Annotated in this window: 23 protein-coding genes and 2 tRNA genes; 7 read left to right on the top strand and 18 right to left on the bottom strand. The window is 68.1% G+C overall.

The genetic code is table 11. The features are described from left to right. The first annotated feature begins 9 nt into the window (after positions 1-9). Both valS and ACP15J_RS00770 read left to right on the top strand, forming a co-directional pair. Positions 10-2,616 carry a valine--tRNA ligase gene (gene valS / locus ACP15J_RS00775; protein WP_424935914.1) on the top strand — a complete coding sequence of 869 codons (2,607 nt, stop codon included), beginning with the start codon at positions 10-12 and terminating at the stop codon, positions 2,614-2,616. Continuing rightward, positions 2,616-2,831 carry a hypothetical protein gene (locus ACP15J_RS00770; protein ID WP_424980858.1) on the top strand — a complete coding sequence of 72 codons (216 nt, stop codon included), beginning with the start codon at positions 2,616-2,618 and terminating at the stop codon, positions 2,829-2,831. Before valS ends, ACP15J_RS00770 begins: the two co-directional genes overlap by 1 nt. A gap of 35 nt (positions 2,832-2,866) precedes the next feature. Here the strand turns inward: ACP15J_RS00770 and ACP15J_RS00765 are convergent, their stop codons facing one another. Together ACP15J_RS00765 and tdh are read right to left on the bottom strand one after the other, a co-directional pair. Next, entirely contained in the window at positions 2,867-4,045 is a 1,179-nt protein-coding gene (locus ACP15J_RS00765) for a glycine C-acetyltransferase (RefSeq protein WP_424935916.1), read from the bottom strand. A 35-nt stretch (positions 4,046-4,080) separates the two neighbouring features. After that, complete coding sequence (gene tdh, locus ACP15J_RS00760) at positions 4,081-5,124, bottom strand: L-threonine 3-dehydrogenase (protein ID WP_424935917.1); 1,044 nt, start codon at positions 5,122-5,124, stop codon at positions 4,081-4,083. Positions 5,125-5,211: 87 nt separating this feature from the next. On the opposite strand from tdh, the gene ACP15J_RS00755 reads away from it, so the two are divergent. From ACP15J_RS00755 to ACP15J_RS00745, 3 genes are all read left to right on the top strand, one after another. After that, positions 5,212-6,147 (top strand): LysR family transcriptional regulator, encoded by a 936-nt coding sequence (locus ACP15J_RS00755; RefSeq protein WP_424935918.1) that lies wholly within the window; start codon positions 5,212-5,214, stop codon positions 6,145-6,147. Positions 6,148-6,156: 9 nt separating this feature from the next. Continuing rightward, complete coding sequence (locus tag ACP15J_RS00750) at positions 6,157-8,211, top strand: M3 family metallopeptidase (RefSeq protein WP_424935919.1); 2,055 nt, start codon at positions 6,157-6,159, stop codon at positions 8,209-8,211. 75 nt (positions 8,212-8,286) lie between these two features. After that, on the top strand, positions 8,287-8,787 hold the full coding sequence (locus ACP15J_RS00745) for a GyrI-like domain-containing protein (RefSeq protein WP_424935920.1): 501 nt from the start codon (positions 8,287-8,289) through the stop codon (positions 8,785-8,787). A gap of 66 nt (positions 8,788-8,853) precedes the next feature. On the opposite strand, the gene clpX is transcribed toward ACP15J_RS00745, so the two are convergent. The 10 genes from clpX to ACP15J_RS00695 form a co-directional block, all read right to left on the bottom strand. Then, on the bottom strand, positions 8,854-10,122 hold the full coding sequence (gene clpX / locus ACP15J_RS00740; protein ID WP_424935921.1) for an ATP-dependent Clp protease ATP-binding subunit ClpX: 1,269 nt from the start codon (positions 10,120-10,122) through the stop codon (positions 8,854-8,856). Between the two features lie 122 nt (positions 10,123-10,244). Then, complete coding sequence (locus ACP15J_RS00735) at positions 10,245-11,096, bottom strand: aldehyde dehydrogenase family protein (RefSeq protein WP_424935922.1); 852 nt, start codon at positions 11,094-11,096, stop codon at positions 10,245-10,247. Then, a complete protein-coding gene (locus ACP15J_RS00730) occupies positions 11,093-12,535 on the bottom strand; it encodes an aldehyde dehydrogenase family protein (protein WP_424935923.1) in 1,443 nt (480 codons plus the stop codon). The genes ACP15J_RS00735 and ACP15J_RS00730 overlap by 4 nt, the downstream gene beginning before the upstream one ends. 34 nt (positions 12,536-12,569) lie before the next feature. Beyond that, positions 12,570-13,571, bottom strand: coding sequence for a deoxyribose-phosphate aldolase (gene deoC, locus ACP15J_RS00725; protein WP_424935924.1), 1,002 nt, complete (start codon positions 13,569-13,571; stop codon positions 12,570-12,572). Then, complete coding sequence (locus tag ACP15J_RS00720) at positions 13,568-14,518, bottom strand: sugar-binding transcriptional regulator (protein ID WP_424935925.1); 951 nt, start codon at positions 14,516-14,518, stop codon at positions 13,568-13,570. The genes deoC and ACP15J_RS00720 overlap by 4 nt, the downstream gene beginning before the upstream one ends. 190 nt (positions 14,519-14,708) lie before the next feature. Further along, on the bottom strand, positions 14,709-15,359 hold the full coding sequence (locus ACP15J_RS00715) for an ATP-dependent Clp protease proteolytic subunit (protein WP_424935926.1): 651 nt from the start codon (positions 15,357-15,359) through the stop codon (positions 14,709-14,711). A gap of 13 nt (positions 15,360-15,372) precedes the next feature. After that, positions 15,373-15,963, bottom strand: a complete 591-nt coding sequence (locus ACP15J_RS00710) for an ATP-dependent Clp protease proteolytic subunit (RefSeq protein ID WP_116242966.1) — start codon at positions 15,961-15,963, stop codon at positions 15,373-15,375. An 80-nt stretch (positions 15,964-16,043) separates the two neighbouring features. Continuing rightward, positions 16,044-16,529 (bottom strand): tetratricopeptide repeat protein, encoded by a 486-nt coding sequence (locus ACP15J_RS00705; RefSeq protein ID WP_424935927.1) that lies wholly within the window; start codon positions 16,527-16,529, stop codon positions 16,044-16,046. 64 nt (positions 16,530-16,593) lie between these two features. After that, positions 16,594-18,093: a trigger factor gene (gene tig, locus ACP15J_RS00700; protein WP_424935928.1), complete on the bottom strand. Its 1,500-nt coding sequence runs from the start codon at positions 18,091-18,093 to the stop codon at positions 16,594-16,596. A gap of 68 nt (positions 18,094-18,161) precedes the next feature. Continuing rightward, positions 18,162-18,235, bottom strand: a tRNA-Pro gene (locus ACP15J_RS00695). A 99-nt stretch (positions 18,236-18,334) separates the two neighbouring features. Between ACP15J_RS00695 and ACP15J_RS00690 the strand changes: the two genes are divergently transcribed. Then, positions 18,335-18,405: transfer RNA gene (locus ACP15J_RS00690), tRNA-Gly, on the top strand. A 143-nt stretch (positions 18,406-18,548) separates the two neighbouring features. After that, entirely contained in the window at positions 18,549-19,772 is a 1,224-nt protein-coding gene (locus ACP15J_RS00685) for a hypothetical protein (RefSeq protein WP_424935929.1), read from the top strand. A 103-nt stretch (positions 19,773-19,875) separates the two neighbouring features. On the opposite strand, the gene ACP15J_RS00680 is transcribed toward ACP15J_RS00685, so the two are convergent. The 6 genes from ACP15J_RS00680 to ACP15J_RS00655 all read right to left on the bottom strand — a co-directional run bounded on the left by ACP15J_RS00680 (position 19,876) and on the right by ACP15J_RS00655 (position 24,323). Next, positions 19,876-20,229, bottom strand: coding sequence for an RNA polymerase-binding protein RbpA (locus ACP15J_RS00680; RefSeq protein WP_424935930.1), 354 nt, complete (start codon positions 20,227-20,229; stop codon positions 19,876-19,878). Then, a complete protein-coding gene (gene secG, locus ACP15J_RS00675) occupies positions 20,229-20,477 on the bottom strand; it encodes a preprotein translocase subunit SecG (RefSeq protein WP_424935931.1) in 249 nt (82 codons plus the stop codon). The genes ACP15J_RS00680 and secG overlap by 1 nt, the downstream gene beginning before the upstream one ends. A gap of 74 nt (positions 20,478-20,551) precedes the next feature. Continuing rightward, the gene (tpiA, locus tag ACP15J_RS00670; protein ID WP_424935932.1) at positions 20,552-21,358 is read right to left on the bottom strand and encodes a triose-phosphate isomerase; all 807 of its coding nucleotides are present in this window, start codon (positions 21,356-21,358) and stop codon (positions 20,552-20,554) included. After that, a complete protein-coding gene (locus ACP15J_RS00665; RefSeq protein WP_424980819.1) occupies positions 21,349-22,575 on the bottom strand; it encodes a phosphoglycerate kinase in 1,227 nt (408 codons plus the stop codon). Before ACP15J_RS00665 ends, tpiA begins: the two co-directional genes overlap by 10 nt. A gap of 9 nt (positions 22,576-22,584) precedes the next feature. Beyond that, complete coding sequence (gap, locus tag ACP15J_RS00660) at positions 22,585-23,595, bottom strand: type I glyceraldehyde-3-phosphate dehydrogenase (RefSeq protein ID WP_424935933.1); 1,011 nt, start codon at positions 23,593-23,595, stop codon at positions 22,585-22,587. A 101-nt stretch (positions 23,596-23,696) separates the two neighbouring features. Then, the gene (locus ACP15J_RS00655; protein ID WP_424935934.1) at positions 23,697-24,323 is read right to left on the bottom strand and encodes a superoxide dismutase; all 627 of its coding nucleotides are present in this window, start codon (positions 24,321-24,323) and stop codon (positions 23,697-23,699) included. Positions 24,324-24,464 lie beyond the last annotated feature (141 nt).

Genomic DNA, 24,464 nt, shown 5'->3' with positions numbered 1-24,464 from the left:
GGAGACCTCATGTCCGAGCCGTCGCAGAACCCGATCCCCGACAAGCCCGCCCTCGAAGGTCTCGAGGACAAGTGGGGAGAGCGGTGGAGCGCGCAGGGCACGTTCCTGTTCGACCGCGCCGGCGCCGCGGCCGCCGGTCGCGACGGCGTCTACTCGATCGACACCCCACCGCCGACGGCGTCGGGCAGCCTGCACATCGGCCACGTCTTCTCGTACACGCACACCGACGTGAAGGCCCGTTTCGAGCGGATGCGCGGCAAGAAGGTCTTCTATCCGATGGGCTGGGACGACAACGGCCTGCCGACCGAGCGCCGGGTGCAGAACTACTTCGGCGTGCGCTGCGACCCCTCGCTCCCCTACGACCCCGACTTCACGCCGCCGTTCGAGGGCGGCGACAACAAGTCCAGTCGCGCCGCCGACCAGATCCCGATCAGTCGTCGGAACTTCATCGAGCTGTGCGAGCGGCTCACGGTCGAGGATGAGAAGCACTTCGAGCATCTGTTCCGTCAGCTCGGCCTGAGCGTCGACTGGACCCAGACCTATCGCACCATCTCGGACGAGACCATCCGACAGAGCCAGCTCGCCTTCCTGCGCAACCTGGAGCGCGGCGAGGCGTACCAGTCCCTGGCGCCGACGCTGTGGGACATCGATTTCCGCTCAGCGATCGCCCAGGCCGAGCTCGAGGACCGCGATCAGCAGGCATCCTTCCACCGTCTGGCCTTCCACCGCACCGACGGCTCCGGAGACATCGAGATCGAGACCACGCGCCCCGAGCTGCTCGCGGCCTGCGTTGCGCTCGTCGCGCACCCTGAGGACGAGCGCTATAAGGCCGTTTTCGGCACGACCGTGCGCACACCGGTGTTCGGCGTCGAGGTCCCGGTGCTCGCGCACCATCTCGCGCAGCCCGACAAGGGCTCGGGAATCGCGATGGTCTGCACCTTCGGCGACGTCACCGACATCGTCTGGTGGCGCGAGCTCGACCTCCCCAACCGCACGATCCTCGGGCACGACGGGCGCGTACTCGCCGGGGCGCCGGAGGCGCTGACGACCGAGACGGCGAAGGCGGCATACGCCGAGCTCGCGGGGAAGACCGTGTTCAGCGCCCGCAAGCGCATGATCGAGCTCCTCGAGGAGTCCGGCGAGCTGATCTCCGTGTCGAAGCCCTTCTCCCACGCCGTGAAGTTCTTCGAGAAGGGCGACCGCCCCCTGGAGATCGTCTCGACGCGGCAGTGGTACATCCGCAACAGCGCGCGTGACGCGGACCTCCGCGAGAAGCTGATCGCGCACGGGCAGGAGCTCTCCTGGCACCCGGACTTCATGCGCGTGCGGTACGAGAACTGGGTCGGCGGCCTCACCGGCGACTGGCTCGTGTCCCGTCAGCGGTTCTTCGGCGTCCCGATCCCGCTCTGGTATGGACTGGACGAGGACGGCGAGCGCGACTACGCCCGCGTGATCGTGCCGGACACGGCGTCGCTTCCGATCGATCCCACCGTCGATGTGCCGGCCGGGTTCACCGCCGAGCAGCGCGGGATCCCCGGCGGCTTCGATGCGGAGCAGGACATCCTCGACACCTGGGCGACGTCGTCGCTCACACCGCAGCTGGCAGGCGGCTGGCAGCGCGACGAGGAGCTGTGGCGGGTCGTCGCGCCCTTCGACCTGCGACCGCAGGGGCAGGACATCATCCGCACCTGGCTCTTCTCGACGATGCTCCGCTCGACGCTCGAGGACGACCGCTCTCCCTGGGCGAACGCGGCGATCTCCGGCTTCATCGTCGACCCCGACCGCAAGAAGATGTCCAAGTCGAAGGGCAACGTGGTCACCCCCGCCGACATCCTCGACAAGCACGGCTCCGACGCGGTCCGCTATTGGGCGGCCTCAAGCCGCCTCGGCATGGACGCCGCCTTCGACCCGCAGAACCCGACGCCGGTGAAGATCGGACGCCGCCTGGCGATCAAGATCCTCAACGCCGCGAAGTTCGTGCTCTCGTTCCCCGTGCCGGAGGGGGCCCGCGTCACCCACGCGCTGGACGCCTCGATGCTCGCGGCACTCGACGATGTGGTGCGCGAGGCCACGAAGGCCTTCGAGAGCTACGACCAGGCCCGCGCTCTGGAGGTCACGGAGGCGTTCTTCTGGACGTTCTGCGACGACTATCTGGAGCTCGTCAAGGAACGGGCCTATGACCGGACGAACGTCGGGCAGGCCTCGGCCGCGCTCTCGCTGCGCCTCGCGCTCTCCACCCTGCTGCGGCTGCTCGCTCCGGTCGTGTCGTTCGCGACCGAGGAGGCGTGGTCCTGGTACGAGGAGGGATCGGTGCACACGGCCGCGTGGCCGGAGCCTCTTGCCTCCGGCGGCGACCCCGCGATCCTCGCCACGGCCAGCGAGGCGCTGATCGGGATCCGCCGGGCGAAGACCGAGGCCAAGGCCTCTCAGAAGACCCCGGTGTCATCGGCGACGATCGCCGCGCCCGCCGCGAAGGTCGAGGCGCTGCGCGCCGCGGCGGACGACCTGCGCGCAGTCGGCCGCATCGCCGACCTCGGGTTCGTCGAGGCCGAGCAGCTGCTCGTGACCGCGATCGAACTGGCGCCGAGCGAGCCCGCCGCGACCGAGGGGGCATGATGCAGCTGGGCACCCGTTGGGCCGCGGGCTCCGAGCCGCCCGCCTCCGTCCCCGCCGCTCTCCGCCCCGCCATCGCCGAGGTCGAGGCCAAGGGGCTCGGGGGGCATTGGACCCTCACCTGGCTCGAGGGACGGCCGCTGGCCGAGCTCGACGCCGGGTGGGAGGTCCTGCGGAACGCCTCCGGAGAGGTCGTCGTCCGCCCGTTCCAGGACTGACGCTCGGCGGACGAGAAGCGGGACCGCTGCCCCGCTCAGGCCACAGCCGCCCTGGCCGCGACGAAGGCCGCGACGCAGCGCTCGACCTGCTCGGCCGTGTGCGCGGCCGAGAGCTGCACGCGGATCCGGGCGAGGTCGCGAGGGACGACAGGGAAGCTGAACGCCGTGACGTACACGCCCTGACGTTGCATCTCCGTCGCGATCCGTGCGGTGAGCGCCGCGTCGCCGAACATCACCGGGACGATGGGGTGCTCCCCGGGAAGGAGCTCGAAGCCCTCCTCCTCCATCCGCTGTCGGAACAGCGCGGCATTCTCTGCCAGCCGCGCCCGAAGGGCGCCCGAGCCCTCCACCAGATCGAGGGCAGCGAGCGTCCCTGCGACGATGGACGGGGCGAGCGTGTTCGAGAACAGATACGGCCGGGACCGCTGGCGCAGCAGCGCGACGATGTCCCGGTGTGCGGCCACATATCCGCCCGACGCGCCGCCCAGAGCCTTGCCGAACGTTCCCGTGTAGATGTCGACGCGCCCTTCGACGCCGCACAGCTCCGGCGTGCCGCGACCGTGCTCTCCGATGAACCCGACCGCGTGCGAGTCATCGACGAGGACCAGCGCGTCGTGGCGCTCGGCAAGGTCGCAGATCTCCGAGAGCGGCGCGATGTAACCGTCCATCGAGAAGACGCCGTCCGTCACGACCACGCGGAAGCGGGCGTCGCCCGCCGCACGCAGCTGCGCCTCCAGGGCCGACATGTCGCGGTTCTTGTAGCGCAGCCGACGTGCCTTGGACAGCCGGATCCCGTCGATGATCGACGCGTGATTGAGCTCGTCCGAGATGATCGCGTCCTCGGCCGAGAAGAGCGTCTCGAAGACCCCGCCGTTCGCATCGAAGCAGGACGAGTAGAGGATGGCGTCGTCCGTGCCGAGGAACCCCGCCAGCCGACGCTCGAGCTCCAGGTGCTGATCCTGAGTGCCACAGATGAAGCGCACGCTCGCGAGGCCGTACCCCCATTCGTCAAGCGCTTCCTTCGCCGCCTCGAGGATCCGAGGGTCGTCGGCGAGACCGAGGTAGTTGTTGGCGCAGAAGTTCAGCACCTCTGCGCCATCGGCGACGATCTCCGCCCTCTGCGGCCCGCGGATGCCACGCTCGCGCTTGGTGAGGCCTGCCTCATCGATACCTGCCAGTTCCGCGGCCAGGTGATCCTGGAATGCTCCGTACATCTGTCTCTCCTCCGCTCGTGCAGGATTTTCTCTTCTTACAGCCGGGTCCAGTCGAGGACGATCTTGCCCGTCCCCGCAGCCGCCGCTGCTGCGAAGCCCTGCGCCCAGTCCCGCGCCGGGATCACGTCGGCGATGATGCGCGAGATCGCGGCGCGCAGAGTCGAGCTCGTCTGCAACATGGCGCCCATCGCGTTCCAGGTCTCGAACATCTCGCGCCCGTAGATCCCCTTGATGGTCAGCATGTGGGTGACGATCTTGCCCCAGTCCACGCCGAAAGGGGCGCTGGGGAGTCCGAGCATCGCGATCCTGCCTCCATGGTTCATGTTCTCGATCATCGCGGGAAGGGCGGAGGCCGCGCCGCTCATCTCGAACCCGACGTCGAATCCCTCCTTCATCCCGAGCGCCCGCTGGGCGTCCCGCACGTCCTGCGTGGACACGTCGACCACCTGGTCCGCCCCCATGGTCCGCGCGAGCTCCAGGCGCGGAGCGCTCACATCGGTCGCCGTGATGAACCGCGCGCCCGCGTGCCTGGCGACGGCGATGGCCATCAGCCCGATGGGCCCGCATCCGGTCACGAGCACGTCCTCGCCGACGAGGGGGAAGGCGAGGGCCGTATGAACGGCGTTGCCAAGCGGATCGAAGATCGCCCCGAGCTCCGGCTCGACATCGGGATGGTGTACCCAGACGTTGGCGGCTGGGAGCGAGAGGTACTCCGCGAACGCGCCATCGCGGTGCAGCCCGAGCCCGACGGTGCGGATGCACATCTGACGTCGTCCGGCACGGCAGTTGCGACACATGCCGCAGACGATGTGCCCCTCTCCCGACACGCGATCGCCGACAGCGACGTCGTGCACGAGCGGTCCGACCTCGACCACCTCGCCGTAGAACTCATGGCCCGGGATCAGCGGCGACCCCACCTCGGAGTCCGCCCATTCGTCCCAGCGGAGGATGTGCAGGTCGGTGCCGCAGATGCCGGTGCGCAGAACGCGGATGACGACCTCGTCAGGCCCCGCGACCGGATCAGGGCGCTCGACGAGCGCGAGGCCCGCCTGCGGGCCCGCTTTGTACAAAGCCTTCATGCTTAGATCAGACTCCTCCCAACCGTGTAGATCAAGAGCTGCTTTCTGGAATGACCCTTCAGAGTTGCTTCATGGTTGGATAGCCGCATGCAACTCCTCCAACTGCAGATCCTCCGCGAGCTCGGCGCACTGGGCAGCGTGACCGCCGTCGCCGAGGTCCTGCACGTCACGCCATCCGCGGTGTCCCAACAGCTCGCCGCCCTGCAACGGGGCATCCGCACGCCGCTGACCCGGAAGGAAGGACGGTCGCTGGCGCTCACCCCCGCCGGAGTGGTCCTCGCCGACGCCGCGGCGACAGCGATCGACGCCATGGCCGCCGCGCGCACGGCGGTCGATGAGTTCGAGGCCTCGTCGACGGGTGTGGTCACGGTCAGCGGCTTTCACAGTGCAGCCCAGGCGCTGTTCGGACCGCTGGTGCGCGAGCTCGGCCACGGCGAGGACATCCCGGTCGTCCGCTTCACGGACGAGGACGTCGCGCAGTCGGACTTCCCCGGGCTCACGTCGAGATACGACCTCGTCCTCGCCCATCGCATGGAGCACAGCGCTCCCTGGCCTCGCAACGGCGTGCGCTCGGTGCCGCTCGCCACCGAGCCGCTCGACGTCGCCCTCCCGCCCTCGCATCCGCTCGCCGCGAAGGAGGGGCTCTCCCCCGACGAGATCGTCAGGGAGAGATGGGTCACGAGCCGCGCCGGATACTCCCCGGACGACGTCCTGCGCGCCATCTCCGCCGTCACCAACCGGCCGATCGAGATCGTGCATCGCATCAACGACTACGGCGTCGCCGCGTCGGTCATCGCGGCCGGCGGCGTGGTCGGCATGCTCCCCCGCTATACGTCGGTCGGCGCCGATGTGACCGGGGTCGTCCGCCGTCCGCTCCGCGGGGTGAGCACCAACCGCATGATCGACGTCCTCGCCCGCCCGGAGAACCTCCGCCGACGCTCCGTACGCCTGGTCGCCGAGGCGCTCGGCCGGGTGATGGCGACCCTCACATCTGACGGCGCGCGTCCATCGCCACAGACGTAGGCTCAGGGGATGACCGCCGATGCGAACCCGCTCCTCGCCCCGTCGCCGCTCCCCTACGGTCTTCCCGACTATGCCGCGATCCGTCCGTCGCACTATCTTCCGGCGTTCCGCGCCGCCTTCGCCGCACAGCGCGATGAGGTGCACGCGATCGGCGCCCAGGACGATCCGCCCACGTTCACCAACACGATGGAGGCGCTCGAGCGCAGCGGCTCTCTTCTCGAACGCGTGTCCGCCGCCTTCTACACCGTGAGCTCCGCGGATGCGACACCAGAGATCCAGGATGTCGAGGAGGAGCTCGCCCCGCTCATGTCCGCGCACCAGGACGCGATCGCTCTCGACAGCGCCCTCTACGCACGGATCTCCCTGCTCGCCACGCACCGAGACAATCTGGGCCTCGACCCGGAGCAGCGCTATCTGCTTGCCCGATGGCATCGGGAGATGACGCTTGCCGGCGCGGCACTCGACGATGCCGCCAAGGCACACCTGACAGAGCTCAACCAGCGTCTCTCCACCTTGAGCACGACCTTCGAGAAGAACCTCCTCGCCGACACCAACGACCTCGCGGTCGTGTTCGACGACGCCACGCAACTTGACGGGTTGTCGGAGGGCGAGCTCTCGGCGACATCCCGCGCCGCCTCCGACCGGGGACTCCAAGGGAAACACCTGATCGCTCTTCCGCTGTTCACCGGCCACCCCTATCTCGCCGTCCTCCGCGATCGGGCGAGCCGGCGGCGCATCATGGAGGCCTCCCGCGCTCGGGGCGCACGCGGGAACGCCAACGACAACCGCGCCATCGTCGCCGAGATCGTCGCCCTGCGCGCGGAACGAGCGGGGCTGCTCGGTTTCGCCTCGCATGCCGCCGCCGTCACCGCCGATGAGACAGCGGGCACGCCCGAGGCCGTCGAGCGCATGCTCCGGCAGCTCGCCGCACCGGCAGCGGCCAACGCAGCGACCGAGCGAGCAGAGCGACAAGCCGTCATCGAGGAGACCGAGCCGGAGCCCTTCGTCCTGGAGGCACACGACTGGGCCTTCTACACGGAGAGGCTGCGCACGACGCGGTACGACATCGACACCACGGCACTGCGCCCCTGGTTCGAGGCAGAGCGGGTGCTGTGGAACGGTGTGTTCACCGCGGCGACCCGTCTCTACGGGATCACCTTCGCGGAGCGGCGAGACCTCCCGCTCTACCACCCCGACGCTCGCGCGTTCGAGGTGTTCGAGGAGGACGGTGCGCCGCTCGGCCTGTACGTCCTCGACCTCTACACTCGCGACAGCAAACGCGGCGGCGCGTGGATGAACGCGCTCGTCGAGCAGTCCCGGGTCCGGGGAACATCACCTGTCGTCGTCAACAACCTCAATGTCGCCCGGCCCGGCGAGGGCGAACCGACGCTCCTCACGCTCGACGAGGTCACCACCCTCTTCCACGAGTTCGGTCACGCCCTGCACGGATTGTTCGCCACCGTGACCTATCCGCACTTCGCCGGCACGAGGGTGTTCCGGGACTTCGTGGAGTTCCCCAGCCAGGTGAACGAGATGTGGCTCCTCTGGCCAGAGGTCCTGACCGCCTACGCACGACACCACGAGACGGACGTTCCCCTGCCCGCCGACGTCATCGATCGGTTGAGGGAGGCCGAGGCGTTCAACCAGGGTTTCCTCACGAGCGAGTATCTCGCGGCGGCATGGCTCGACCAGGCCCTGCACTCCGTCGCACCGGGAGGCGAGATCGATGACGTGCAGGCTTTCGAGGCCACAGCGCTCGCGGACATCGGACTGGACGATCCCGCGGTGCCGACCCGATACTCCGCACCCGCCTTCGCCCACGTCTTCGCGGGCGGCTACAGCGCAGGCTACTACTCCTACATCTGGAGCGAGGTGCTCGACGCCGACACGGTCGAGTGGTTCCGGGAGAACGGCGGGCTCACTCGCGCGAACGGCGACCGCTTCCGTGAACGCCTGCTGCGAGTAGGCGGCGCGAAGGACCCCCGCGACGCCTACCGCGACTTCCGCGGACACGACCCGGAGATCGGCCCGCTCTTGAAGCGCCGTGGTCTGAGCGACGTCTGACATCGCGGGTGAGACCGCCGCCGTCTATGCTGGGCTCCGCCGGCGAGGCTCGCCGAGAGAACGGGAGGAGAACCGATGTCCGTCTTTTCCGAGGAGCCGTTCGGCGCCGCCGATCCGCTCGACCTCGCCCCCGTCCCGCTCGCCGCAGTGCGGTACCACAGCCTGCATCTTGCAGACCTCGGAACCGTCTTCGACCCTTCCTATGCCGCACTCGGACAGACGATCGGCAACGGCGCGGTAGCACCCTCCGGACCCGCCGTGGCGATCTTCCGCGGCGACCCCCAAGAGGTGTTCGACCTCGATGTCGCCTTCCCGATCGAGACCCCGCTCACCGCCCCGATCGCGGTCGGCGATGTCGCGGTGGAGCCGGCCGAGCTCCCCAGCGGACCGGCCCTCGCGCGTACCGTGATCGGCTCCTACGACGGGCTCGGCGCTGCGTGGGCGGAACTGTTCGCCGCCGCTGCCGTCCAAGGACGACGTCCGGCGGGGGTCTGGATCGAGGTCTACGTGTCTGATCCTCGGACGACCGCGGTCGAAGAACTGCGGACCGACCTGATCCTGCCCGTCATGCGTTGATCGGCGCCGTCCGACGGCGTTCAGCGCAGGACGGCGCAACGACCACGGGGCACTCCCATGTTCGAGTCAGGCGCTCTTGCGCTTGCGGGCGAGGACGACCGTCGGCGGTGCCCCTTCGTCCACCGCTGCCTTAGTGACGATGACCTTCGCGACGTCGTCGGCGGACGGGATCTCGAACATGATCGGTCCGAGCACGTCCTCGAGGATCGCACGCAGCCCTCGCGCGCCCGTCTTGCGCTCGACCGCGAGGTCCGCGATCGAGCGCAACGCGTCCTCCTCGAACTCCAGCTCGACGCCGTCGAGCTGGAACATCCGCTCATATTGCTTGACCAGCGCGTTCCGCGGCCCGGTGAGGATGTCGATCAACGCGTCCTGATCGAGAGGAGAGACCGACGCCACGACAGGGAGACGACCGATGAACTCGGGGATCAGGCCGAACTTGTGCAGATCCTCGGGGAGCACCTCGCCGAAAAGGTCGAGATCCTTGCCCTTGTCGTGCAACGGCGCGCCGAAGCCCACCCCGTGCTTGCCGACGCGAGCAGAGACGATGTCCTCCAGGCCGGCGAAGGCGCCCGCGACGATGAACAGCACGTTCGTCGTGTCGATCTGCAGGAACTCCTGGTGCGGATGCTTGCGGCCGCCCTGGGGCGGCACCGAGGCGACAGTGCCCTCAAGGATCTTCAACAACGCCTGCTGCACACCCTCGCCCGACACGTCGCGGGTGATCGAGGGGTTCTCCGCCTTGCGAGCGATCTTGTCGATCTCATCGATATAGATGATGCCCGTCTCCGCGCGCTTGACATCGTAGTCAGCGGCCTGGATGAGCTTGAGGAGGATGTTCTCGACGTCCTCCCCGACGTAGCCGGCCTCGGTGAGAGCCGTGGCGTCGGCGACCGCGAACGGCACGTTGAGTCGCTTGGCGAGGGTCTGGGCGAGGTAGGTCTTGCCGCAGCCGGTCGGCCCGATCATGAGGATGTTGCTCTTGGCGATCTCGACCTCGTCGGCCTTCTGCTCCGCCGCCTGCAGCGTGCCCCGCGCACGCACCCTCTTGTAATGGTTGTAGACGGCCACAGCGAGCGCCTTCTTCGCGGGCTCCTGCCCCACGACATACTCCTCGAGGAAGGCGAAGATCTCACGGGGCTTGGGAAGATCGAACTCCGCCACCGCTCCGCCGGCCGACTCTGCCATGCGCTCTTCGATGATCTCGTTGCACAGCTCGACGCACTCGTCGCAGATGTACACCCCGGGGCCGGCGATGAGCTGCTGGACCTGCTTCTGGCTCTTTCCGCAGAAGGAGCACTTGAAGAGGTCGGCGCTTTCACCGATGCGAGCCATGCGCGTCCTCCTTCGAGACCGATGTTCCGGATTCGAGCCTAACCTCTGGCACCGACGCACGGATGGATCGCCACGATCTCACTCCTATACGGGAGGCCAGGAGATCTCCGGGAACCGGCTCGTCAGATCATGCTCTTCGGATGCCAGACCGTCTTGACCTCGGTGAACGCGGCGATCCGCTGCGGTGATGCGACGACCTCGCCGGGCGGGAGGACGCGCGTGAGGGTCTCGGCGGCGGCGATCTGCAGGTCCACCCAGTCGATCCCGCCAGCGCCCGCGAGATCGAGGGCGTTCACGTCAGCATGCGCCGCAAGCCAAGGAGCGAGCTCCGCGGGCGAGCCGGTGAGCACGTTGACGACGCCTCCGGGGAAGTCGCTCGTCGCGAGGACCTCGGCGAGGCTGATCGCCGACAGCGGATGCTCCTCGCTCCCCACCACGACGACAGCGTTGCCCGTGACGAGCACCGGTGCGATGACCGAGACGAGACCGAGCAGCGCCGAGTCCTGAGGAGCGATGACGGCGACGACCCCGGTCGGTTCCGGCGCGGAGATGTTGAAGTAGGCGCCGGCGACCGGGTTGAGGTTGCCCGCGACCTGCGCGTACTTGTCGCACCACCCGGCGTACCAGACCCAGAGATCGATCGCCTCCTCGACCTGCGCAGCCGCGGCGGCGACGGAGACGCCCTGCTGCGCGGCGATCTCGTCGGCGAACTGCGCCCGGCGCCCTTCGAGCACCTCGGCGACGCGGTAGAGCACCTGACCACGGTTGTAGGCGGTGGCGCCGGCCCAGCCGGGCTGGGCTGCGCGCGCCGCGCGGACGGCGTCTCGCGCGTCCTTCCGCGAGGCCTTGGCTGCGTTCGCGAGGAACGCGCCCTTGGCGGATCGCACCTCATAGGTGCGTCCCGACTCGCTCCGCGGGAAGGCCCCGCCGATCGCCAGCTTGTAGGTCTTGGGGACGGTCAGGCGCGCACTCATGCCGCGGCTCCCTTCAGATAGGCGGCGAGGCCGTGCTTGCCGCCCTCGCGGCCGTATCCGGACTCCTTGTAGCCGCCGAACGGGCTGGACGGGTCGAATCGGTTGAACGTGTTGGCCCAGATCACCCCGGCACGAAGACGGTCAGCCACCGCGAGGATCCGCGACCCCTTGTCGCTCCAGATCCCGGCCGAGAGACCGTAGGGCGTGTTGTTGGCCTTCGCGATCGCCTCCGCAGGCGTCCGGAAGGTCAGCACCGAGAGGACCGGACCGAACACCTCCTCACGAGCTATCCGGTGCGACGCCTCGACACCGGTGAAGATCGTGGGCGCGAACCAGAAGCCCTTCTCCGGGATCACGCAGTCTGCGGTCCAGCGCTCGGCTCCCTCGTCCTCCCCCACCCGGCTGAGCTCGCGGATGCGCGCCAGCTGCTCGGCGGAGTTGATCGCGCCGATGTCGGTGTTCTTGTCGAGAGGGTCTCCCAACCGCAAGGTCGACAGCCGGCTCTTGAGCCGGTCGATCACCTCGTCGTGGATGGACTCCTGGACGAGCAGACGGCTCCCGGCGCAGCAGACATGCCCCTGGTTGAAGAAGATGCCGTTGACGATCCCCTCGACCGCCTGATCGATCGGGGCGTCGTCGAACACGATGTTCGCCGCCTTGCCGCCCAGCTCCAGCGTGAGGCCTTTGCCGGTGCCGGCGACCGTCCGCGCGATCTCGCGACCGACACCGGTCGAGCCGGTGAAGGCGACCTTGTCGACATCGGGGTGTCGGACCAGCGCCGCACCGGCGGCGCCTGCGCCGGTGACGATGTTCACGACGCCGGCGGGCAGATCGGCCTGCTGCAGGATCTCGGCGAAGATCAGCGCCGTCAGCGGTGTGGTCTCGGCAGGCTTCAGCACGACGGTGTTGCCTGCGGCGAGCGCCGGGGCGATCTTCCACGCGAGCATCAGGAGCGGGAAGTTCCAGGGGATCACCTGGGCGGCGACGCCGTAGGGACGGGGGGCGGGGCCCGCTCCGGCGTACTCCAGCTTGTCGGCCCAGCCCGCGTAATAGAAGAACCATGCGGCGACCAGAGGCACGTCCACGTCGCGGCTCTCCTTGATCGGCTTACCGTTGTCGAGACTCTCCGCGACGGCGAACTCGCGCGCGCGCTCTTGGACGAGACGCGCGATGCGGAACAGGTACTTCCCCCGATCGCGGCCCGACATCTTCGACCAGACCTTGGTGTGTGCTCGGCGTGCGGCGGCGACCGCCGCGTCCACATCCTCGTCGGAGGCGTTCGCGATCGTGGCGAGGTGCGACTCGTCGGCCGGCGAGATCGTCGCGAAGGATGCTCCGCGTCCCTCGACGAAATCGCCGTCGATGAAGAGGCCGTACTCGTCGCGCAGGCTCAGGATGCTCCGTGCCTCCGGAGCGGGTGCGTAATCCAGGAAACCCATCTTGTGTCCTTACTGTGGCTTCTGCTCGTCGGCGTCAGTCGATCGTCACGTAGTCGGGGCCGGAGTAGCGGCCGGTCACCAGCTTCTGCCGTTGCAGGAGGACGTCGTTGAGCAGACTCGACGCGCCGAACCGGAACAGGTGCGGCTGGAGCCATTCCTCGCCGACCGTCTCCGCGACCTGAACGAGATGCTTCACCGCGTCCTTCGACGTACGGATCCCCCCGGCCGGCTTCACTCCGACCCGCTCGCCCGTCAGACGGTGCCAGTCGCGCACGACCTCCAGCATGAGAAGGGTGACCGGAAGGGTCGCCGCCGGCTGGACCTTGCCGGTGGAGGTCTTGATGAAGTCTCCTCCGGCGAGGATCGCGAGCCAGGACGCGCGCTTGACGTTGTCGTAGGTGTTCAGCTCACCGGTCTCGAGGATCACCTTCAACGACGCCGAGGTGCCGTCCCCGCGCCGACAGGCCTCCTTCACTCGCACGATCTGTTCGAAGACCTTTCCGTAGCTCCCCGCGAGGAAGGCACCGCGGTCGATCACCATATCGATCTCGTCGGCACCGTTCGCGACGGCGTCGCGGGTGTCGGCGAGCTTGATCTCGAGCGAGGCGCGTCCGCTCGGGAACGCCGTCGCGACTGCAGCCACCGAGATCCCCCCGTCGTCGGGGTCGCCGTGCCCGGCCCCCAGGGCGTCGACGGCCGCAGGGACCATGTCGCCGTACACGCAGACGGCAGCGACCGCCGGGCACGTCGGGTCTGCGGCATCCGGCTGTTTCGCCTTCGACACCAGCGAGCGCACCTTGCCCGGCGTGTCGGCCCCTTCCAGGGTCGTGAGGTCGGTGAGGCGGATGATCGTGTCCAGCGCCCAGGCCTTCGAGGTCGTCTTGATCGATCGAGTGCCGAGCGCCGCCGAGCGCTGCTCGAGGCCGACCGCGTCCACCCCTGGCAGTCCGTGGAGGAACCGGCGCAGAGTGTGATCATCGGGCTCACCGCCCAGCACGTCCACAGCCGTTCTGCGATTGAGGTCGGTCGTCGTCACTTCTCCTCCATCAGGGTCAAGGCGGTCTCCTCGTCGGTGACCATCATGGTGCACAGCCCGGTCCTCACCACCGTACGAGCGATGTCGTGCTTCGCTCGGCCAGCGGTCACGAAGATCGATGTTCGCGCCGCGCGCAGCCGATCCAGTCCGAGTCCCACCGTCCTCGCATCGAGCTCGGGGTCGACGATGTGCCCGTCGGCGTCGATATAGCGGCCGAGGACGTCACCGACCGCGCCGCGTCGGGCGAGCTCGCCGATGTCCTCGGCGTCGAGATAGCCGTTCTGCACGTGCGCGGAGGCCGCGTCGCACGCTCCGGCGGTGAAGAGGAAGGCGTCTGCCTGGGCCGCCTGTTCCAGGACGCCGGCGACGGTGCGGTCGTTCTCGATCGCCTGTTTGGTCTCCAGCCGTTCCAGGATCGCTGGGCTCGGCAACAGCGCCACCTGACCGTTCGCGCGCTGGGCGATCGTCGCCGCCAAGGACGCTGCCCCGCCTGGCCGCCGGTTCACGCTCACCCCGCCGTTCATCTGCGCCACGGTCACTCCGCGTGCCCAGCCTTCCGGCAGACGCTCGGCGATCGCCGTGAGTGTGCGCCCCCAGCTCACCGCGAGGGTCTTCGGCATCGGCCGGAGTGATCCGAGATGGTCTGCGGCCGCCTGCGCGACGCGGTCGAGCGTCTCCTCCTCGCTCCCCCCGACCGGCACAACGACGGCGTCGGCGAGGTCGAAGCGCTCACGGAGCGCCCGTTCGGCGCCCAGCCGGCGGGCGCGGGGATGCACGATCTCGATCCGCACGATCCCGTCCGCCCGCGCCTGTGCCAGCAGACGCCCGACCTTCCAGCGAGAGATCTGCAGTAGCGCGCCAATCTCGTCCTGGGTCCGATCCTCGTCGTAGTAGAGCTCGGCGACGCGCACGGCGAGAAGCTCTTTCTCATCGGCGGGCGTCGGCATGACTCGAGAATACGCCGGAACGCGCGAAGGTGCAGCAGCCTGCGCGAATGAGCAATCTTTCCGTGCTCATTCGCGCATCCGCTGTCACGTCTCCGTCGACGCGTCCCCGGCATCTCGACAGTCCCGAGTCGGCGGGAAGACGACGAAGGGCGACCCGGGAATCCGGGCCGCCCTTCGTCGCAGAGAGCGCTCAGCTGAGCGAGGCGCGCTTGCGGCTCGTGAGCACCTGGTCGACGATGCCGTAGTCCTTGGCCTGCGACGCGGAGAGGATGTTGTCGCGATCGATGTCGCGGTTCACCTGCTCAACCGGCTTGCCGGTGTGGTGCGCCATGGTCTCCTCGAGCCAGGTGCGCATCCGGAGGATCTCCGCCGCCTGAATCTCGATGTCCGACGCCTGCCCGTGACCGGCCTCACCCATCGCCGGCTGGTGCATGAGCACGCGCGCGTTCGGCAGTGCGAGCCGCTTGCCGGGGGCGCCGGCCGCGAGCAGCACCGAGGCGGCGGATGCCGCCTGGCCCAGCACGACCGTCTGGATCTGCGGCGCGACGTACTGCATCGTGTCGTAGATCGCCGTCATCGCCGTGAAGGAGCCACCGGGCGAGTTGATGTACATCGTGATGTCACGATCGGTGTCCTGGCTCTCCAGGACGAGCAGCTGCGCCATCACGTCGTCGGCCGAGGCGTCGTCCACCTGCACGCCGAGGAAGATCACGCGATCCTCGAACAGCTTGTTGTAGGGGTCCTGGCGCTTGAAGCCATATGCCGTGCGCTCCTCGAACTGCGGCAGCACATAACGACTCGAGGGCAGGTTGCCGGCAGCGCGGAAAGTGGGTGTGTACATGTGTGCTCCTGCCTTACTTGTCCGCGCCGGTCCCGCCGCCGCCATGGACGTCGCTGGCGTGCTCGCGGATGTGGTCGACGAATCCGTACTCCAGTGCCTCGTCCGCGGTGAACCAGCGGTCGCGGTCACCGTCCTCATTGATCTGCTCGACCGATTTGCCGGTCTGCGAGGCCGTGATCTCGGCAAGACGCTTCTTCATCGAGAGGATGAGCTGCGCCTGTGTCTGGATGTCGCTGGCAGTGCCGCCGAAGCCGCCGTGCGGCTGGTGCAGGAGCACGCGGGCGTTCGGCGTGATGTAGCGCTTGCCCTTGGTGCCGCTCGTGAGCAGAAGCTGCCCCATCGAGGCGGCCATGCCGATGCCGACGGTCACGATGTCGTTCGGGACGAACTGCATCGTGTCGTAGATCGCCATGCCCGCGGTGATCGACCCGCCGGGCGAGTTGATGTAGAGATAGATGTCCTTCTCGGGATCCTCCGCGGCGAGAAGGAGGATCTTCGCGCAGATCTCGTTGGCGTTCTCGTCACGAACCTCTGAGCCCAGCCAGATGATCCGATCCTTCAGCAGCCTGTCGAAGACGCTCGTCGCGACCAGGGGTTCAGCCATTTCCGCTCCTGTTTCCGTGTTCGGTGCTTCGAATCTACCGGCGCCGGATCGACGCCTCGGCCGTGTTCGCCGTCGGCATATCAGCGCGCCGCGCGCAGCTCCCGCGCGTATGCCGCGACCGAGCGCGTGTACTGCGGCAGGTGAGGAGCGAGCGTCTCGAGGGCAACCGATGCGGCAGAGGCCGGGTCCCCGGACGACGCGAGCGCGAGGGCGTAGAAGGCTGCTGCGGCATCCGCGAGCTCACCGCCTCGACGCTCCTCGTCGAGGATACGGAGACTCTCCTCGATCTGCCCGAGGTTGCGTAGCGTGCTCGCCAGCTGAATGCGCGCCTCGGACCGGCGCCTCCCCTCCAGCCCGCGGGTGAGCGCGCGACGATACAGCACCTCGGCATCCCCCTCACGGCCGGCCGAGTCCCTGGCGCTGGCTCGTTCGAAGAGCGCGACTGCGTCGTCGGCGGCGCGCTCGCTCGCGAGGGCGTCGATCCGCACGATCCGCTCTCCGTCGCTCAGTGCGTCATCGGCCCACACCGCATCGATCCTGTCCTGCCAGTCGTCCGTCTCGCTCATCGGGTCCTCCTCCGGGGAGACGGGAAAGGGGCGGATGCCGATGCATCCGCCCCTTTCCGTCGAGTCACTCGGCGTCGTCGGCCTTCTTCGCCGGGGTCTTGCGCGTGGCCGGCTTCTTGGCCGGGGCCTTCTTCGCGGCGGGCTTCTCCGCCACCGCATCGTCGGCCTTCTCCGCCTCGGCCTTCTTCGCCGCCGGCTTCTTCGCAGGAGTCTTCTTCGCCGGGACCTTCTTCGCCGGCTTCTCCTCAGCGGGAGCCTCCTCCGCCGAATCCTCGGACTCGCCGGTCACGTCCGCGACGAAACCGCTCAGATCGACCGGCTTGCCCGCGGTGTCGACCACGGTGACCTTGCCGAGAGCGATCGCGAGAGCCTTGTTGCGCGCCACCTCGCCGACGAGTGCGGGGAGCTGGTTCGCAGACTGCAGCGCCTCGACGAACTCCTGGGGAGCCATGCCGTACTGCGCCGCAGACTGGATGAGGTACTGGCTGAGCTCCTCCTGCGAGACCTGGACGTTCGCGTCCTCGGCGATGGCGTCGAGCAGGACCTGGGTGCGGAACTGCTTCTCGCTGGCCTCCGTCACCTCGGCGCGGTGCTCATCGTCCTCCAGGCGCCCCTCGCCCTCGAGGTGGCTGTGCACCTCGTCCTCGATGAGCTTCGGCGGAACCGGGATCTCGATCTTCTCGAGCAGCGTCTCGACGAGCTTGTCGCGCGCGGCCGACGCCTGCGCGAAGACCCCCTGCTGACCGACACGCTCGCGCAGGCTCTCGCGGAGCTCGGCGATGGTGTCGAACTCGCTCGCGATCTGAGCGAAGTCATCGTCGGCCTCGGGGAGCTCACGCTCCTTGACGGCCTTGACGGTCACAGAGACCTCGGCCTCCTGTCCCTCGTGGTCGCCACCGACGAGGGTCGAGCGGAAGGTCGTGTCCTCGCCGGCGGTGAGAGAGTCGATCGCGTCGTCGATGCCCTCGAGGAGCTCACCAGAGCCGACCTCATAGGACACGCCCTCGGCGCGATCGATCTCGGCGCCGTCGATCGCGGCGACGAGGTCGAGCTCGACGAAATCGCCCTTGGCGGCGGGGCGATCCACGGGGACGAGCGTGCCGAAGCGGGCACGCAGGCGGTCCAGCTCCTCATCGAGCGCTGCCTCATCGGTCTCCACCGCGTCGACGGTGACGGTGATGCCCTCGAACGACGGGGTCTCGATCTCCGGACGGACGTCCACCTCGACCTCGACCTTGAGATCGCCCGAGAAGTCCTTCTCGTTCGGCCATTCGACCACCTCGGCCGAAGGACGCCCGACGATGCGGAGCTTGTGCTCCACGACGGCTTCCTGGAAGAAACGGTCCAGCCCCTCGTTCACGGCGTGTTCGATGACCGCACCGCGGCCGATGCGCTGATCGATGATGGGAGCGGGAACCTTGCCCTTGCGGAAACCGGGGATCTGCACGTCCTGGGCGATGTGCTCGTACGCGTGCGAGAGGCTGGGCTTGAGTTCTTCCGGGGTGACCGTGATGTAGAGCTTGGCCCGGGTCGGGGCAAGCTTCTCGACGGTGCTGTTCGCCATGCTGGTGTGTTCTCCTTGTGAATGACCCGCGCGGATCGTGGCGCGGCTGCGACGTGGTGTGACCAACGTCGGGGCGACAGGATTTGAACCTGCGACCTCCCGCTCCCAAAGCGGGCGCTCTACCAAGCTGAGCTACGCCCCGGGTAGGACCCGCGCACGCGGGAACGGCCCCGTCGAGTCTAACGGACAGGAGCAGCCTCGACCGTCCGCTATAATCGAAGACGTCCCGATCCGAGGATCCGGGGGCGTAGCTCAATGGTAGAGTCCCAGTCTTCCAAACTGGTTGTGCGGGTTCGATTCCCGTCGCCCCCTCTGCGTACGGCCGTTTCTGTCTCGAAAGACAAACACGGTCGGGAGACGGAACATCGCTGCCGGTCCGCCCTGCGGCCTCCCCTAGGCTTCATCCACAGCCCGTCGGAGCGCACGTCACGCGTTCCGCCCGACCGGAGTCCCGGATGACCGACAACGCCCCGCCGCCCTCGGCCCTCCCCGGTGGACGACGCGCTCTGCCGGGCGATTTCTCGAGCGGCGTCACCGCGACAGGCCGCCGTGCCCGACGCGGCCCCGGTCACGCCATCACGATCGCGCTGATCGTCGCGCTCGTCGTCGCGGTGGGGGTCGGGCTCGTCCAGGTGACCGCCTCATCCGCCTACGACGACTCCCGAGCGGCATACGACGCCGCCTCGACGCAAGAACGCTCGTCCGCCGCGCGACTCGATGCGGCTCAGAAGGAGGCGGACGCCCTCGTCCCTGTCGCTTCTCGCGTCGGAGCGAGCGGCGACGAGGCACTGGTCACGTCCGAGGAACGCGTCTCGGTGAACGACGCCTCCGCTCGGGTCACAGAGCTCCGCGCCGAGGCCGGGCGTCTCCGACCGTCGCCGACGGCGGACACGGGTGCCCGCCCTCTCGTCCCCTGGGAACTCGCCGCAGAAGCCGCACGGCTCGATCATGAGGCCGGGGCGAGAGAGAAGAACGCTCAGTCGATACGCGACAGAGGGGATGCGCTCAAGGCCGCCGTCGAAGCGCTCCGCATGAGCGTGTCCTCCGCCGTGATCACGGTGAGCGAACGGGCCACCACGCTCGAGGCCCGCTTCGTCTCCGCCCGCACCGGCGATGTCATCGCGCTCCGCAAGGCTGCGGCCGCACTGGCGAGAAGCGCCACAGAGGTCGGCCAGGACACGGCGACGGCGTTCACGTCCCTGGAGTCCGCCGTGGCGCGCGTCCGCGTTTCCCACGAGGCCGAACTCGCAGAGAAGGCCGGGCCGCTCATGCCGACGCGCCTGGAGATCGAGGACTTCGCGCGCTCCATCGCCGGCGGGGTGCTCCTCGACTTCGACTGGGCGCCCGTGGTCAACGGCTTCGGCGGAGCCGACGGCATCGGCGGCCTGACGTCCTGGAACGCCGGCGACGGCGCCGGCGGGTTCGCGACCATCACGCTCTCGAACTCCGTCGCCGAGATCTGGCCGGCCGACAGCTCCCGTGCCCTCGTCGTCCATGAGGTCGGTCACGCGATCTCCGCGAAGTGTCATGCCCTGTTCGATTGGAAGGACAGAGCGGCCAACGAGAGCTGGGCCACCGCGTGGGCGATTGGGAAAGGCGAGACAGAGGACGCGAATGGCGTGTGGCTCTACGGCCATCCGCCGCAGACACTCGTCGACACGGCGGCCACCTGCCGGTGATCCCGCCCGCTCCGCCCCGGAGCCGACATCGTCGTCGATCCTCACGGCGACACGATCAGGCCCCCGCCATTCCGGACGGGGGCCTGATCGATGGGCGGGGCGGCTACTGCCCGCGACGCTCGCGCAACTGCTGGAGCGCGTCCTCGAGAAGTTGTTCGGCCTCTTCGTCGGTGCGACGCTCCTTCACGTAAGCCAGATGCGTCTTGTATGGCTCCGCCTTGGCGATCGCCGGAGGGTTGCTCCTGTCGCGCCCGGCGGGCAGCCCGGAGTGCGGGTGGTCGATGACCTCGGGGATCTCTTCCTCGGGAAGACCCGCTGCGAAGTAACGGATCGTCTCGTTGCCGAGACCATCCCAATAAGAGACCGCGATCCGGTCCGCGTGGTAGCCGTGATCCTGTTCCCCCATCGGCCCGGAGCCGACTCTGGTTCCCCGGATCGCGTTTCCGCCGGCAGCCATCAGAGCACCTCCAGCTTCGTGATGAGCCCAAGGGCGACGATGGAGACGAACCACACCAGCGCCAGGACGATGGTGAAGCGGTTCAGATTCCGCTCCGCGAGCCCGGACGAGCCGACAGCCGAGGTCATGCCGCCGCCGAACATGTCGGACAGGCCGCCGCCGCGTCCTTTGTGGAGGAGGATGAGCAGCGTCAGCAGCACGCTGGTGATGCCCAGCAGCACCTGCAGGACGAACTGGAGAATATCCACGGATTGCCTTTCGCTCGGACTCGGAGCCCGCGTAAGGATCGATTATACGACGGAGGGCGCGGAAGGCCGTCCGCTCACACTCCGACGTGCTTCTGGAACCGGATGATCGACGCGAACTCGTCCACGACCAGGCTCGCACCTCCGACGAGGGCGCCGTCGACGTCGGGCTCGCGCATGAAACCGGCGATGTTCGCCGCCTTCACCGACCCGCCGTAGAGGATACGGGTCCGCGCCGCGGTCTCCTCCCCCAACGTCCTCGCCACGACACCTCGGAGCACGGCGCACACGTCCTGCGCTTGCTGCGGGGTCGCTGCCTGTCCCGAGCCGATCGCCCAGACCGGCTCATAGGCCACGACGATCTCCGCGGACGAGGGCAGCCCCTGGAGCGCGGCCTCCAGCTGGCCCGCAGGGACCGCGCTCGCACCGAACCTCTCCAGATCCTCGGACGTCTCCCCGACGCAGATCACCGGGACAAGAGCGTTCTTGAGGGCGGCCTTGACCTTCGCGGCGACGACCTCGTCGCTCTCTGCGTGGTACTCGCGCCGCTCGGAATGACCGATGATCACGTATCGCGCGTCGAGCTTGGCGAGGAACGCGCCGGACACCTCGCCTGTGAACGCACCGGCGTCGTGCGCCGAGAGGTCCTGCGCACCGAGCGCGAAGGGGATCTTGTCGGCGTCGATCAGCGTCTGCACGCTGCGCAGGTCCGTGAACGGCGGGAACACCGCCACCTCGACCGAGTCGTCCTCGTGCTTGGCGTCCTTGAGCGTCCAGTGCAGCTTCTGCACGAACGCCACCGCCTGGAGGTGGTCGAGGTTCATCTTCCAGTTGCCGGCGATCAGCGGTGTGCGCTTGTTCGTGGTCACCACGTTCACTCCCATCCGAGGACTGTCAGCCCGGGTAGTCTCTTGCCCTCGAGGAACTCGAGGCTGGCGCCCCCGCCCGTCGAGATGTGGCCGAATCGATCGTCGGCGAAGCCGAGCTGTCTCACCGCGGCGGCGGAATCGCCCCCGCCGACGACGCCGAGACCGTCGACGCTCGCCAGCGCCTCCGCGACCGCCTTCGTGCCGGACGCGAACGCGGGGAACTCGAACACGCCCATCGGACCGTTCCAGAAGACGGTTCGGGACCCTCGGATGGCCTCGGCGAAACGGGCCGCCGTGTCGGGGCCGATGTCGAGACCGATGCCTGCCGCACCGAACGCGCTCTGCTCGATGGCGTCCGCGGCCACGACCTCGTGGGCGGCATCCGCGGCGAACCTCTCAGCCACGACGACGTCGGTGGGGAGCACGAGCTCCACGCCGCGTTCCCCGGCCTCGGCGATGTATCCGCGCACGGTGTCGAGCTGGTCCTTCTCGAGAAGGCTCGACGCGACCGCATGGCCCTCAGCGGCAAGGAAGGTGAACAGCATGCCTCCGCCGACGAGCAGGCGGTCGACACGCGGGAGGAGGTGCGAGATGACACCCAGCTTGTCCGACACCTTCGACCCGCCGAGAACGACGGTATAAGGCCGTTCGGGGTTCTCGGTGAGCCGGTCGAGCACATCCAGCTCGGTCTCGATGAGGAGCCCGGCGGCCGAAGGAAGGATCTGCGCGAGCTCGTAGACGCTCGCCTGCTTGCGATGCACCACGCCGAAGCCGTCGGAGACCATCGCGTCGCCGAGGGCGGCGAGCTGCTCGGCGAACGCCCGTCGCTCAGCGTCGTCCTTCACCGTCTCGCCAGGGTTGAATCGGAGGTTCTCGAGGACGACGACCCCGCCGTCCTCGAGCGCGGCGACCGCCTCCTGCGCCGACTCCCCCACCGTGTCACGCGCGAACGCCACGGGCTTGCCGAGGAGCTCGGACAGACGCTGCGCCACCGGCGCGAGGCTGTACCGGGGGTCAGGAACGCCGTCGGGACGACCGAGGTGCGAGCACACGATCACACGTGCGCCGGCGTTGACGAGAACGTTCAGAGTCGGCAGCGACGCACGGACGCGGCCATCGTCCGTGATGACCCCGTCCCGGAGAGGGACGTTGAGGTCACAACGGACGATGACGCGCGTGCCGTCGAGCGTACCGACTGCCTCCGCGAGGGAGTCGAGGGTGCGCAGGGTCATGGTTCGAGTTCAGAGACGCTCGGCGACGTACTCGGTCAGGTCGACCAGTCGGTTCGAGTATCCCCACTCGTTGTCGTACCAGCTGGAGACCTTGATGAGGTTGCCGGAGACGTTGGTGAGAGTCGAGTCGAAGATCGACGAGAACGGGTTGCCCTGGATGTCGCTGGAGACGATCTGGTCCTCGTTGTACTGCAGGTACCCGGCGAGGCGCCCCTCGCCGGCAGCCTTCTTGTAGGCCGCGTTGACCTGCTCGGCCGTGAGGTCGTCACGGTCCGTGATCAACGTGAGGTCGACGATCGATCCGGTAGGTACCGGGACACGGTAAGAGGAGCCGCTCAGCTTGCCGTTGAGCTCGGGCAGGACCAGGCCGATGGCCTTGGCCGCGCCGGTCGAGGCCGGGACGATGTTGATCGCGGCGGCGCGCGCGCGGCGCAGGTCGCCGTGCGGACCGTCCTGCAGATTCTGGTCGGCCGTGTAGGCGTGCGCGGTCATCATGAAGCCGCGGACGATGCCGAACTCGTCGTTGAACACCTTGGCCAGCGGCGCGAGGCAGTTCGTGGTGCAGGAGGCGTTGGAGATGATGTGGTGGTTCGCCGGGTCGTAGGTCTCCTCGTTGACGCCCATCACGATGGTCGCGTCGTCGCCCGTGGCGGGCGCGGAGATCAGCACCTTCTTGGCACCGGCGTCGATGTGCTTCTTGGCCAGCTCCGCCTTGGTGAAGAAGCCGGTCGACTCGATGACGATGTCCACACCCAGCTCGCCCCAGGGCAGGTTCGCGGGGTCCCGCTCCGCGAACGCCTTGATCTGCTTGCCGTCGACGGTGATGCTGTCGTCGTCGTAGCTGATGTTCGCCCCGAGGACGCCGCCGACCGAGTCGTACTTCAGCAGATGGGCGAGGGTCTTGTTGTCGGTGAGGTCGTTGACCGCGACGATCTCGATGTCCGCGCCCTGCTCGAGGGCCGCGCGGAAGTAGTTGCGTCCGATTCGGCCGAAGCCGTTGATGCCGATCTTGACAGACACTCAGGTCTCCTGATTCTCGTGCGCGCTGCGCTTTGTGTTCAGAGAAGGGATGGACAACGGCGTCCCGACGGGCGTTTCGCCCATCGGGACGCCCGTCTTGCTTATGACAGTACCAGCAGACCGTTCGTCTTCTCGCGAGCTGTCTGGAGTCGCTGGGCCACGTTCCCCCAGTCGACGATGTTCCACACCGCCTTGACATAATCGGCCTTCACATTGAGGTAGTCCAGGTAGAAGGCGTGCTCCCACATGTCCAGCTGGAAGAGGGGAACCGTGCCCTGAGCGGTGTTCGCTTGCTGGTCGAAGAGCTGCTGGATGATCAGGCGGGCGCCGATCGGGTCCCAGCTGAGAACAGCCCAGCCCGACCCCTGGATACCCGTCGCCGCGGCGGTGAAGTGCGCCTGAAACTTCTCGAACGAGCCGAAGAACTCGTCGATGGCCGCCTTGAGCTCGCCCTCGGGCTGCCCACCGCCGGTCGGCGACAGGTTGGTCCAGAAGATCGAGTGGTTCACGTGACCCCCGAGGTTGAACGCGAGGTCCTTCTCGAGTTTGTTCACGTTCGCCAGGTTTCCGCTCTCGCGGGCTTCGGCGAGCTGCTCCAGCGCAGTGTTCGCGCCGTTCACATATGCGGCGTGGTGCTTGTCGTGATGCAACTCCATGATCTTGCCGCTGATGTGCGGCTCGAGCGCCGCGAAGTCATAGGGAAGGTCGGGGAGCGTGTAGATCGCCATGTCGAATTCATCCAATCCGCGCCGCGCACGCGGCGCTTTGCCGGTCCCTCGCTTCGCCGAGCGGCAAGGCGAGGCGGACGCCTCCTATCCTAGTGAGGAACGCTCCTGGCGGGGCGGTTCGAAGACCTCCCGCTCCGGAGA

It is taken from the genome of Microbacterium sp. S308A+ (genome assembly GCF_049800815.1).
Classification (GTDB): Bacteria; Actinomycetota; Actinomycetes; order Actinomycetales; family Microbacteriaceae; genus Microbacterium.
Note: the sequence above shows the minus strand (reverse complement) of the source record. Positions and strands in the feature narration are given on the sequence as shown.